This window comes from Acidobacterium capsulatum ATCC 51196, assembly GCF_000022565.1.
GTDB classification, from domain to species: domain Bacteria; phylum Acidobacteriota; class Terriglobia; order Terriglobales; family Acidobacteriaceae; genus Acidobacterium; species Acidobacterium capsulatum.
Genome location: NC_012483.1, coordinates 929,993 through 942,545, shown reverse-complemented (window position 1 = coordinate 942,545; position 12,553 = coordinate 929,993). Strand labels below are relative to the sequence as shown.

Genomic DNA, 12,553 nt, shown 5'->3' with positions numbered 1-12,553 from the left:
ATCCTCAGTTGCCGGTGGTCCGTAGGCAGGCCCCCCAGTGACTGTTGGCCGTCGTCCGTTTCCCGTTCGGAGTGAGATGTTGGGCTTTGCGGCTGGGGGATGTTCGGTGGCGTTCCGTTTTGGGATGGCGTGGGTTTGAAAAAAAACTTCCATTAACGTCCTGGAAGTGATTGATTCTGCTTGGGTTGCGGGACATTAGGCTCGCAAGTCCTTTAGAATCAACGCGGATTAGTCTCGGTTCGGGATGGATTTGGCCCCGCAAATGACAGGAGGCAGGCGCGAGCGCCTGCCTCCGTGGGCTTTTTTGATTCCTTATTTACAGTGTAGCGAATTGGGGGGGGAATTACCGGCACGGGGACTGGTGATACGGAGCGCCCCGCCGATTTGCCATGGGCTCTCTGACGCTCTCTGAGGTCGTTGTGGCTATAGACTGCGGTTTATATGACGTTCGGGTTGAAAAATTGGGAGTTTGTGAGAGACCTCTCCGGCTTGACAGGTCAGATCGCAGCATCAATTTTGAAAGGGCCTCAACCTCAAGTCTTCTGTCATTACACCAGCAAAGAGTCCGCCGAGAAAATCATGGCCACTAGAACCCTATGGGCAACATGTTTAACAGAGCAGAGCGATAAGACGGAGTTGTGTCATGGCATAACTCTGGTTGAAGAAGTTGTGATGAAACTGCTCAATAAGGAACGCAGTGTTTTCGTGCAAGATGTGCTCTCTGGACTATGTGACTACATGCGGAGTCGTCGCTTCATGTTATTCATCACATGCTTCTGTGAAGACGAAGCATCGTCCTTTCATCTACAAAGGTACGGATCAGTACGTTTTCGCTTCAATAGACAGTCCAGTGGTCCTCTGCCGCTCGTGCCTAAACATTCAAAATTTGATCGCCGATTCAATCCTGTCAATTATTGTGAAAATGACCAGCGGCAAGCCATCGAGGGATTCTTAAGAGGAGCCTCAATTCTTCTAGTGAAGCACTCTGTTGGTTCAGAAGAACATGATCCTCGGGGCTGGATGGCGTCAACCCCACGAAGAGATATTGGGCAGTGCTTGCTGACGATCATAGCGTCCTTCAAGCGCCATGAATTTCGCGATGACCGCGAATGGCGTCTGATTCTTTCGCCCGCCTTGTCGCTGTCGACAACTGCTCCTAGCCTCATAGATGAAGACTTTAATGTCTCGATCAAGAATCAGCCCAAACGACATGTCCCTCTTGTGAGGGAGGCGCCATTCCCGCCTCAGGAAGGTAGCATTTGGCCACCTGCATCGGGCACATTGAGTCCTTACGATGATGTGGTTCACCTGACTGATCCGATCTGACGGAATGAGGATAGTTGAGTTTTTCAAGAGCCGATAGCCTTCAAGTAGGGCTCCGGCATTGCTTGATTTACTCGGTATTACCTCATTCTTGTGAGATATCGATCTCGATTATTTCTGAGACAGGATAGTCAGGACGAAGAGAGAGACAAAGAGCGAACCGGAGAGAACTGGGGCGGGGATGGTTGCTGAGTCGTCGCCGGGATTCTTCGGCCTTCGGCCTCAGAATGACGTGGGCGTGAGGGGTGTTGCGGGAAAGACAATCGCTACGGCAGGGGGGCGCTCCCGGGTCCGAACGGATGGACCCGGGGCACCCGGGCGCAATCAGGAGTTGTTGGAGAGGGAATGCAGGTCCCTCCGCTCACTTCGTTTGGCCGGGATGACAAAGGGGTGGGATGTCGGGGTGTCCGGCTGGCATCGCGGTCCCGCCCAAGCGGAGCTTGGACGGGGCACCCGCTTTGGCCAAGGGGATTGCGGATGGGGCTTGCGTTGGATAGGCTGAAGTCCGCTGTGCTCAACCTGAAAACTATCAACGATATATTCTTCACGGCCGTGGCGAGTGAGCGGCCGGAGTGCATGCGCGTGCATGCGGAGGCGAGTGGCTGGCAGCCGGTTTCTTCAGCCGAGGTGTACCGGCGGGTGCTGGCCGTGGCGCGCAGTCTGCGGGCGTGGGGCATCGGCAAGGGTGACCGGGTGGCGCTGCTGGCGGAGAATCGCTGGGAGTGGGCCGTCGCCGACTTTGCCGCGCTGGCGGTGGGCGCGGTGGATGTGCCGATTTATCCCACGCTGCTGGGCGAGCAGATTGCGGCGCTGCTGGCGGACTCGGGCGCGCGGGTGATCTTTGTTTCGTCGGCGGCGCAGTATGAAAAGATTGCCGCCGTGCGCGGGCGCACGCAACTGGAACGCATTGTGGTGATGGATGACGTGGCCGCGCCGGGGGCGACGCTGTTCTCGTCGCTGATGGGGCGCGCGTCGGCGGGCGAGCGCGATCTGGAGTTTGAGCTGGCGGCGAAGGAAGTTGCGCCGGAGGATCTGGCGACCATCATCTACACCTCGGGCACGACGGGCGAGCCGAAGGGCGTGATGCTCACGCATGGCAATGTGGCGAGCAACGTGAATTATTCGACGGCGGAGTTTGGCTTTTTGCCGACGGACTCGTGCATTTCATTTTTGCCGCTCTCGCACATCACGGCCCGGCATCTGGACTATGCGCTGTATGCGCAGCATGTGTCGATTGCGTATTGTCCGCAATTTGACCGGCTGCCGCAGGCGATGACCGAGGTGCGGCCCTCGATTTTTGTGGCGGTGCCGCGTGTGTATGAAAAGATTCGCCAGGCGGTGGAGCAGAAGGCTTCGCTGTCACCGGTGAAGCGCCGTCTGCTGAAGTGGGCTCTGGCGACGGGCCGCGGGCACATGGCCGAGATTGCCGCCGGCAAGACGCCGCGGGCCTCGGCGTGGAAGCTGGCCGACCGGCTCATCTATGCGAAGATTCGCGGGGCCTTTGGCGGGCGGGTGCGGTTTGCGATTGCGGGCGGCGCTCCGCTGGGGCTGGAGACGGCGGGGTGGTTTGCGTCGGTGGGGATTCGTATCCTTGAAGGTTACGGATTGACGGAGACCTCGCCGGTGCTGGCGTTGAACACTCCGGTGGCCTACCGGATGGGCTCGGTGGGCAGGCCGCTGCCGAATGTGCAATGCCGTGTGGCCGAGGATGGCGAGCTGCTGGTGAAGGGTCCGAATGTGTTTCCGGGTTATTGGCAGAAACCGGAGGAAACGGCCGGGTCGTTTGACGCGGAGGGATGGTTCCGAACGGGCGACATCACGCGGCTGGACGAAGACGGATTTCTGTATGTGACCGACCGCAAGAAGGAGCTGCTGAAGACGTCGGGGGGCAAGCTGATCGCTCCGCAGCCGATTGAGAACAAGCTGAAGGCACATCTGCTGGTGGCGCAGGCGGCGCTGGTGGGCGACCGGCACAAGTTTGCCTCGGCGCTGATTTCGCCGAACTTTGCGGCGCTTGAGAGCTTTGCGGCGCAGCAGGGGATTCCGGTGGGGCCGCGGGCGGAGCTGGTGCGGCACCCCACGATTGTGGCCGTGTACCAGGCGCTGGTGGATGAGGTGAACCAGACGCTGGCGAACTTTGAGACGGTGAAGCGCTTCCGTCTGGTGGCCGAGGAGTGGGCGCTCGAAACCGGCGAGCTGACGCCAAGCCTGAAGCTGAAGCGGCGCGTGATCAATGAGAAGTACGCAGCCGAGATTGCGGCGTTTTATGCGGATGAGGCGGTTTCGAAGCCAGCGAGTTAGCGAGTTAGCGAGTCAGCGAGTCAGCGAGTCAGCGGGTCAGCCGATGGGGATAAAGCGGCCAGGCAAAGAGCGGTCAGGGGTGAAGCGGCCAGCGGTCAGTTCCCAGTGGTCAGTCTCCAGTATCTAGTTCGCGGCTGCTGGTGGTCCCGGCGAGATGCCGGTTGTTGTTTCTCTCACCCTGCCCGATCGAGATCATGGGAGAAACTCCGGACTGCATCCGTGCTCGATGCATCGCCGGGATTCTTCGTCGCGTTGCGGCTCAGAATGACGCCTGTGAAGGACGACGCGGGAAACGGAAGAGCGCTGGCCACTGAAGACTGACAACTGAAGACTGACAACTGTGGACTGACAACTGGGGACTGGTCACTGAGGACTGGCCGCTGGCTACTGGCCGCCTCACCCCTGGCCGCTTTTGCCCTGGCTGCTGACCGCTTCAGCCCTGACTACTGACCGCTGCCCCGGTTGCCGATAGACTGATGCAGGGAGATCGTTCACCTATGACTCGAATGATGGTTTCTGATCGGGAGATGTCTGCCGACCTGCATCCGGCTCCGCTGACGCTGGATGGTTCGTGTGTGCTGCATCAGATGTTTCGCTTTGACTGGCCGGCGTGGCGGGCGCTGGAGGCGGGCGACCGGCAGCGGATGGTTGCCGAAGCGCAGGCGTTTCTTGGGCCGCTGGAGGCTGGCGCGGCGGAGGGTCATCCGAACCAGAGTGCCGTGTTTGCGCAGCTTGGGCACAAGGGCGATCTGCTGTTTGTGCATTTTCGCGACAGCATGGAAGAGCTGGCCCGGCTGGAGCGCGATCTCGCAAAGCTGGAGCTGAGCGATTACCTGGAGCCGAGCGAGTCGTATGTGTCGGTGGTGGAGCTGGGGCTGTATGAGTCCTCGGCGAAGACCTATGCGCAACTCGCGATGGAGGGCATTGAGCCGCACACCGAGGTGTGGAACCAGCGCGTGGCCGAGGTGGTGGCGCGGCAGGCCGAGGCGATGGGCGTGCGGCTGTTTCCGCGCATCCCCGAGGGCAAGTACCTGTGCTTTTATCCCATGGACCGGCGGCGCGGCGAGGAAGTGAACTGGTACACGCAGTCGATGGCCGAGCGCCAGCGCATGATGCATGACCACGGCATGATTGGCCGCCGCTATGCGGACTCCGTCCGGCAGATCATCAGCGGCTCGATCGGCTTTGATGACTGGGAGTGGGGAGTCGATCTGTTTGCCGATGATCCCAAGGTCTTCAAAAAGCTGATCTACGAGATGCGCTTTGACGAGGCCAGCGCGCTGTATGCGGAGTTTGGCCCGTTTTACATCAGCGTGCGGCTGCCTTCGCAGGAGCTGGGGCAGTGGCTCGCGCTCGAGGGCGGCACGCGGTGAAGGTGCTGGTGACCGGCGCGACGGGCTTCGTCGGCAGCCATGTGGCAAAAGAACTGGCGGCGCAGGGAGCCAGCCTGCGCCTGCTGGTGCGCAAGACGAGCAACCTGGCCAATCTGGAAGGGCTGAATGCCGAAACGGTGACCGGCGACCTCATGGAGCCGGAGTCACTGCGGACGGCGGTGCGCGGCTGCGAGGCGCTGCTGCATGTGGCGGCGGATTACCGGCTGTGGGTACGCGACCCCAAACAGATGTATGCGGCCAATGTGGAGGGCACGCGCGCGCTGTTGCAGATGGCGCGCGAAGAGGGTGTGGGGCGCTGCGTCTATACGTCGAGCGTGGCCACGATGGCCTTTCGCGAAGATGGCACCATTGTGGACGAGGCCACGCCGGTGAGCGTGGACGACATGGTGGGGCACTACAAGCGGTCGAAGTTTCTGGCCGAGCAGGTTGCGCTGGAGGCGGCCGCGGCGGGGCAGGCGGTGATCGTGCTGAATCCCACGACGCCGATTGGCCCGGGCGACATCAAGCCGACGCCCACAGGGCGCATTGTGGTGGATTTTCTGAACCGGAAATTCCCGGCCTACATGGACACGGGGCTGAACCTGGTGGACGTCAAGGAAGTGGCGCGGACGCATGTGGCGGCGCTTGATCCGGCAGTGGGCAGGCCGGGCGAGCGGTACATCCTGGGCGGCGAAAACCTGACGCTCAAGCAGATTCTGGACAAGATGTCGGCCATCACCGGGCTGCCGTCTCCAACGATGAAGGTTTCGCACGGCGTGGCGATGGCCTTTGCGTTCTTTGACGAGACCATTCAGGGCAAGCTGCTGGGCCGGGAGCCGCGCGCGACGGTCGAGTCGGTACGGATGGGGCGGAAGAAGATGTTTGCCTCCTCGGCCAAGGCGCAGCGGGAGCTGGGCTTTCGGGTGGTGCCGGTGTATGAGGCGCTGCGCGAGGCGATTGCGTGGTTCCGGGCGCATGGGTATGCGCCGCTGGCGTAAGCGGATGGGGAGCCGGAGAACTCCATGAGCGTGGGGAGCATAGGCATCATCGCGGCGCTGCCGGCGGAGCTGAAGCCGCTGGTGGCCGGCTGGAAGAAGATCGAGCCGAGTGTGTGGACGGGCATGATCCACGGGCGGGCCTGTGTGGCCGCGGCGGACGGCATGGGCCATGAGGCCGCGCGGCGCGCCTGCCGCAAGGTGTTTGCGGCGGCTGATCCGGAGGCGCCGATCGAGATGCTTTTTTCCGTGGGCTGGGCCGGGTCACTGAGCTGCGGCGCGAAGCCGCCGGATGCCTGGGCCGCCGCCGAGGTGATCGACGCGCAGACGGGCGAGCGGTTTGAGGCGGAGCCGCATGGAATGGAGCAGGCCAACGGCATCCGGCTGGTGACGCTCGATCATGTGGCGGGCGTGGAAGAGAAGCGTCAGCTTGCCGCGCGTTGGCAGGCCGTGATGGTAGACATGGAGGCTGCGACGGTGGCGCGGCTGGCGCGGGAGCGCGGCGTCAAGTTCCGGTGCTGCAAGGGCATCTCGGACGGCGCGACGGACCGTCTGCCGGACTTCAGCCGGTTCATCTCAAAGCAGGGCCAGTTGCGGATGCCGGCCTTTCTGGCGCATGTGGCGGTGCGGCCCGGCTACTGGCGGAATCTGGCGCGGATGGGCGCGCACAGCAGTCAGGCGGCGGAGAATCTGGCCGTGCGGGTGCGGGAGATGGTGGGAGCGCTTGCGCGCTAGTTGCTAGTCCCCAGTTATTAGCCCCCAGTGGCCGCTTCATCCCTCACAACTGGCCACTACTGACGCCGCATGCCACCCCCTCCGAGCAGAACGCGGCAGATCGCGGTAACCTATACAGGAATATGGCTACGACTCTCCCCAGGCAGGATGTCGCAGGTGGGGCTGCGCCGATCTCCGCGACCATGCGCGCCGCGGTCTATCGCGGAGTAAATGACGTGCGCGTGGAAAGTGTTCCTGTGCCGCAGGTTGCGGCCGGGGAGGTGCTGATCCGGGTACACTCGTGCGGCATCTGCGGCACTGATCTCAAGAAGATTCATACGGGCTCGCACTCCGCGCCGCGCATTTTTGGGCATGAGACCAGCGGCACAATTGTGGCCGTGGGCGAGGGTGTCGAAGGCTTTGCCGTGGGCGACCGCGTGATGGTCTTTCATCACATTCCTTGCGGGGAGTGCTACTACTGCCGCAAAAGGACCTTTGCGCAGTGCCCGGTCTATAAAAAGGTGGGTTGCACGGCGGGCTTTGAGCCTTCGGGCGGCGGCTTTGCCGAGTATGTGCGCGTGATGGACTGGATTGTGAAGCGCGGCCTGGTGAAGATTCCCGACGGCGTGCCGTTTGAGCAGGCCGCATTTGTGGAGCCGGTGAATACCTGCCTGAAGGCCATCAAGAATCTTGACCTGGCGGCGGATGAAACCGTGCTGGTGATAGGGCAGGGGCCAATCGGGATTATTCTGGCGGCGCTGGCGGCGCGCTCGGGCGCGAAGGTGCTGACCTCTGATCTCTATGCCGAGCGGCATGCGACGGCGGCAAAGTTTGGCCTCAAGCATCCGATTGATGCGGGCAAGCAGGATGTGGTGGCGGCAGCGCATGCGGCCAGCGACGGGCGCGGCGCGGATGCCGTGATTCTGGCGGTGGGCGGCAATGCGCTCATCAAGACGGCGATGGATGCGGCGCGGCCCGGCGGGCGGGTGCTGCTCTTTGCGCAGACGCAGCATGGAGATGCGGTGATCGATCCGGCGGCGGTGTGCATGGATGAGAAGTCGCTGGTGGGCTCGTACAGCGCCTCGGTGGAGATTCAGGACGAGGGCGCGCAGGTGGTCTTTGACGGCTACCGCAACGGGTTTGATTTGACGCAACTGATTTCGCATCGCTTCGGGCTGGAGCAGGCGGTGGAGGCAATCGAGGTGGCTTCGCATCCTAGCGCGGGGTCAATGAAGATTTTCATTCAACCGGGCGAGCAGGCATGAGCACAGTACAGAATGCGACGCGGGTGATGACCGCGGCGGTGCTCTATGGGCAGCAGGATGTGCGCATTGAGCACGTCGCCGTGCCGGAGCCGGGCCCGGGCGAAATTGTGGTGGAGATCAAGGCGGCGCTGACCTGCGGCACCGATCTGAAGGTGTACAAGCGCGGCTACCATGCCAAGATGCTCACGCCTCCTGCGCTGTTTGGGCATGAGTTCGCGGGCGTGGTGACGGCGGTGGGCGATGGCGTGCGCCGCTTCAGCGAGGGTGACCGCGTGGTGGCGCTGAACTCTGCGCCCTGCGGCGTGTGTTTTCACTGCGAGCGCAACCAGCCGAACCTATGCGACGATCTGCTCTTCAACAACGGCGCTTATGCCGAGTACATTCGCGTGCCGGCGCGCATTGTGGAGAAGAACACGCTGCGGATTCCCGACGGCGTGGCCTATGAGCATGCGGCGCTGACCGAGCCGCTGGCCTGCGTGGTGCGCGGCCTCGATGAGTGCGAGTCGGCGCTCGAGACCCGGCCGGGCGACACGGTGGCGGTGATTGGCGCGGGGCCGATCGGCCTGATGTTTATGAACGTCGCGCAAATTGCCGGGTATCGCGTGATTGCCGTGGTCAAGCACGATGAGCAGGTGCGGCTGGCGCGGCTGTTTGGCGCGGCCGAGGTGGTGCAGACCACGAAGACCAGCGATCCGGTAGCGGCGGTGCGTGCGCTGACGCCAGACGCGCGCGGCGTGGACATTGCGATTGAGGCCGTGGCCGTTCCCGACACCTGGGAGTGGGCCGTGGACATGGTGCGCGCGGGCGGACTGGTGAATTTCTTTGGTGGTCCGGCGGCGGGCACGCGCGTGGCGCTTGACACCAACCGGCTGCACTACAACGACATCACGCTCAAGGCGAGCTTTCATCACACACCCGATGCGGCGCGCAAGGCCTTTGCGCTGGTGACCGAGGGCAAGTTCCAGAGCGCGGAGTACATCACGGGCCGCGCGCGGCTGGAGGACTTGAATGATGTGTTTCGCCGCCTGATGTCGCGCACGCAGGAAATCAAGACGGCGATATTGCCGTAGGAGCCGGACTGGCCCCCCAACATGCCGGAGACTATGCCTGTGGACACGATGGAGACAACGCGAGCCGAGCTGATGGAGCGGGGATGGGCGGCGCTGCCGCCCGAGTATCGCATGCCCGCCGAGACGCCGACGCTCGCCGAGGCGCGCGCCTATTGCCGCCGCCTGACCGAGTCGCACTACGAGAACTTTCACGTCGCTTCATGGTTTTTGCCGAAGCGTCTGCGGCCACACTTTCACAGCATTTACGCCTACTGCCGCATCTCTGACGATCTGGGCGATGAGGTAGGCAACGCGGAGCAGTCGCTGGCTCTGCTGGATTTGTGGGGCGAGCAACTGGACGCCTGCTATCGCGGCGAGGCGCGGCACCCGGTGTTTGTAGCGCTGGCCGAGACGGTGCGCGCGTGCGAGATTCCCAAAGAGCCGTTTGCCGATCTGCTGGTCGCCTTTCGGCAAGACCAGACGGTGACGCGCTTTCGCACGATGGAAGAGATTCATGGCTACTGCCGCTACTCGGCAAACCCTGTCGGACGGCTGGTGCTCTACACCTGCGGGTATCGCGATGAAGAACGCTTTGCGCTCTCTGACTACACCTGCACGGCGCTGCAGTTGGCAAACTTCTGGCAGGACGTGGCCGTGGACTACAAGAAGGGCCGCATCTATCTGCCGCAGGACGACATGGAGCGCTATGGCGTCACCGAGGCGATGATTGCCGCCGGTGAGGCGACGCCGGAGTTTCGCGAACTGCTGCGCTATGAGGTCGGCTACGCGCACAAGCTGTTTGGCAAGGGTGAGCCGCTGACCGGTATGGTGGATGCGGAGCTGGCGCTGGATCTGGATTTGTTCACGCGCGGCGGGCTTGAGATATTGCGCGCCATTGAGGCGCAGGGCTATGACGTGCTGCGGGCGCGGCCGTCGATTCCCAGGTCGCGCAAGCTGCTGCTGCTGCTGAGCGCGCTGAGCGCCAAGCTGCTGGGACGGTCTGCGTGACGCCACGGGTGAGCGAGGCTTACCGGATCTGTCGAGAGATCGCCCGCCGTGAGGCCAAGAACTTTTACTACTCCTTTGTGGCGTTGCCCGAGGCCAAGCGCAATGCCATTTGCGCGGTGTATGCCTTCATGCGGCACGCCGATGACCTCTCAGACGATGAGAGCCTGCCGCTGGCCGCGCGCCGCGAAAAGATGCAGGCGTGGCTCGATGCCTGGCACAGCGCCGCCGCCGGAGCGCCGGGCGAAGACCCCGTGTTCCTTGCGTTGACCGACGCGCAGCAGCGTTTCGGCATCACGACCGAACTGCTGGACCAACTGGTGCAGGGCACGGCGATGGACCTCTATCGCGAAGAAGGCGCGGCAGCATTTGATACCTACGCCACCTTTGAGGACCTCTACCGCTACTGCTACTACGTAGCTTCGGTGGTGGGGCTGGTCTGCATTCGCATCTTTGGCTACACCGACCCGCGCGCCGAAAAGCTGGCCGAGGAGACGGGCATCGCCTTTCAGTTGACCAACATTCTGCGCGACGTGCGTGAGGATGTGGAGCGCGGGCGCATCTATCTGCCGCAGGAAGACATGGCTGCGGCGGGCGTCACAGCGGAGGAACTGGCCGCGCTCAAAGACGGGCGGCAGCTCACGGCCGGGCAGCGCGCTCTGCTCCAGAAAGAAGCCGCGCGCGCGCAGCAGTATTACCGCTCGGGCTATGCGCTGCTGCCGCTGATTTCGCCCGATGCAAGACCGGCGCTGGGCGTGTTGATCGGGATTTATCATCGCCTGCTTGAGCAGATTGAGGCGCGGCAGTATGACGTCTTCTCTGAAAGAATCAGCGTAAGCACTCCGCTGAAGCTGGTGATTCTGTCGCGCGGGCTGGCAGGCGTGCTGTGGAACCGCCTGCGCGGAGCGGGCCGGTGAGGATGGCGCAGTGAGCGCGGCGATGGCAGAATCGATGACCAATCCAATGCAGAAGAACGTGGTGGTGGTGGGCGGCGGCCTGGCCGGACTCTCGGCGGCGTGCGCGCTGTCCGACGCCGGTTATCGCGTGCAACTGCTGGAGCGGCGGCCCTACGTGGGTGGCCGCGCGTCATCGTATGAGCATCCGGGCACCGGTGAGGTGATCGACAACTGCCAGCATGTGCTGATTGGCCGCTGCACCAACCTCATTGATTTGTATGCGCGGCTGGGCGTGCCCAATGCGATTCGCTGGTACAACCAGTTCACCTTTGTGGAGCCGGGCGGCCGCGAGAGCGTGCTGCGCTCCACGGGGCTGCCTGCGCCGATGCATAGCTCGCTGTCGTTTCTGGCGGCGAAGTGCTTTACCGTGGCCGACAAAATTGCGATTGCGCGCGGGCTGCTGGCGTTTGTGTGGGGCTTGCCGCCGGATTCCGGCGAGAACTTTGGCGCGTGGCTCACGCGGCATGGGCAGACGCATGGGGCGATTGAACGCTTCTGGAAGCCGGTGCTGGTGAGCGCGCTCAATGAAGACCCCGAGCGCATCTCGGTGCATTACGCGGCGAAGGTTTTTCGCGAGTCGTTTCTGTCGTCGGCGCGCGCCGGGGAGATGGGGATTCCGTCGATTCCGCTGAGCGAGCTGTATGGGCATGCCATCGACTACATCACGGCGCGCGGCGGCGAGGTGCGGCTGCGCACCAGCGTGGAGAGCATTGCCTGCAGCGGAACAGAAAACCGTTGGCGCGTGCTGAGCGCGGACGAGACCTTTGACGCCGATGCCGTGGTGCTGGCGCTGCCCTTTGAGGGCATGGCCAGGCTGCTGCCGCAGATGCCCGACGCTCCGGGCAAAGAGACGCTGGGCGCGAAACTGGCGGCCTTTGAGCACTCTCCCATCACGGGCATTCATCTGTGGTTTGACCGCGAAATCACGCCGCTCGAGCATGCGGTGCTGCTGGATTCGCCGGTGCAGTGGCTCTTCAACAAATCGGCGCTGCAGCCGGAACACAGGGCGAGCGGCGAGCACTACATCGAGCTGGTCGTGAGCGCCTCGCGCGCGCTGGTGCCCATGCAGCGGCAGGAGATTGTGGATCTGGCCGTGGCCGAGCTGGGGCGGTTCTTTCCTGCCATGCGCGAGGCCACGCTGGTGAAGGCTGCGGTGGTGAAAGAAGTGCGGGCCACGTATTCGGTGCGACCGGGGCTCGACGCCGTGCGGCCCGGCGCGGAGAGCCCGTGGCCGCGCATGGTGCTCGCCGGAGACTGGACCGCGACCGGATGGCCCGCAACCATGGAAGGCGCCGTGCGCAGCGGCTACCAGGCCGCCGAGGCCGTGACTGCGATCTTTGGCGCGCGGCGCAGGATTCGCGTGGAAGACCTGCCGCATGGCGGACTGATGAAGCTGACGCCGGCGTGAGGGGCAGCAAGTCAGCGAGTTAGCCGGTCAGCAAGTCAGCGAGCCAGCAAGCCAGCCATCGTGTTGGTGGAAGCAAGATTTTCCGGGCATAGACGGAAACCGCAGATCTCTCGACTACGCGTGCTGTGCTTCGCTCGTGATGACAAATGGCGGAAGGAATTTGT

General features: G+C 63.1%; 10 protein-coding genes. All 10 read left to right on the top strand.

Annotated features, from left to right (window positions below):
• Nucleotides 1-471: 471 nt before the first annotated feature.
• The 10 genes from ACP_RS18005 to hpnE all read left to right on the top strand — a co-directional run bounded on the left by ACP_RS18005 (nucleotide 472) and on the right by hpnE (nucleotide 12,389).
• Nucleotides 472-1,326, top strand: a complete 855-nt coding sequence (locus tag ACP_RS18005; protein WP_148215015.1) for a hypothetical protein — start codon at nucleotides 472-474, stop codon at nucleotides 1,324-1,326.
• Nucleotides 1,327-1,833: 507 nt separating this feature from the next.
• A complete protein-coding gene (locus ACP_RS03925; protein WP_041839255.1) occupies nucleotides 1,834-3,624 on the top strand; it encodes an AMP-dependent synthetase/ligase in 1,791 nt (596 codons plus the stop codon).
• A gap of 497 nt (nucleotides 3,625-4,121) precedes the next feature.
• Nucleotides 4,122-4,997, top strand: a complete 876-nt coding sequence (hemQ, locus tag ACP_RS03920) for a hydrogen peroxide-dependent heme synthase (RefSeq protein WP_238525642.1) — start codon at nucleotides 4,122-4,124, stop codon at nucleotides 4,995-4,997.
• Nucleotides 4,994-5,995, top strand: a complete 1,002-nt coding sequence (gene hpnA / locus ACP_RS03915) for a hopanoid-associated sugar epimerase (protein ID WP_015895986.1) — start codon at nucleotides 4,994-4,996, stop codon at nucleotides 5,993-5,995. Before hemQ ends, hpnA begins: the two co-directional genes overlap by 4 nt.
• A gap of 24 nt (nucleotides 5,996-6,019) precedes the next feature.
• On the top strand, nucleotides 6,020-6,727 hold the full coding sequence (locus ACP_RS03910; protein ID WP_015895985.1) for a 5'-methylthioadenosine/S-adenosylhomocysteine nucleosidase family protein: 708 nt from the start codon (nucleotides 6,020-6,022) through the stop codon (nucleotides 6,725-6,727).
• A gap of 122 nt (nucleotides 6,728-6,849) precedes the next feature.
• A complete protein-coding gene (locus ACP_RS03905) occupies nucleotides 6,850-7,971 on the top strand; it encodes a zinc-dependent dehydrogenase (RefSeq protein ID WP_015895984.1) in 1,122 nt (373 codons plus the stop codon).
• The gene (locus ACP_RS03900) at nucleotides 7,968-9,041 is read left to right on the top strand and encodes an alcohol dehydrogenase catalytic domain-containing protein (protein WP_015895983.1); all 1,074 of its coding nucleotides are present in this window, start codon (nucleotides 7,968-7,970) and stop codon (nucleotides 9,039-9,041) included. Before ACP_RS03905 ends, ACP_RS03900 begins: the two co-directional genes overlap by 4 nt.
• A 48-nt stretch (nucleotides 9,042-9,089) precedes the next feature.
• Nucleotides 9,090-10,028 (top strand): squalene synthase HpnC, encoded by a 939-nt coding sequence (gene hpnC / locus ACP_RS03895; RefSeq protein ID WP_015895982.1) that lies wholly within the window; start codon nucleotides 9,090-9,092, stop codon nucleotides 10,026-10,028.
• Nucleotides 10,025-10,942: a phytoene/squalene synthase family protein gene (locus ACP_RS03890; protein WP_015895981.1), complete on the top strand. Its 918-nt coding sequence runs from the start codon at nucleotides 10,025-10,027 to the stop codon at nucleotides 10,940-10,942. Before hpnC ends, ACP_RS03890 begins: the two co-directional genes overlap by 4 nt.
• 22 nt (nucleotides 10,943-10,964) lie before the next feature.
• A complete protein-coding gene (gene hpnE / locus ACP_RS03885; RefSeq protein ID WP_041839254.1) occupies nucleotides 10,965-12,389 on the top strand; it encodes a hydroxysqualene dehydroxylase HpnE in 1,425 nt (474 codons plus the stop codon).
• The last annotated feature ends 164 nt before the right edge of the window (nucleotides 12,390-12,553 follow it).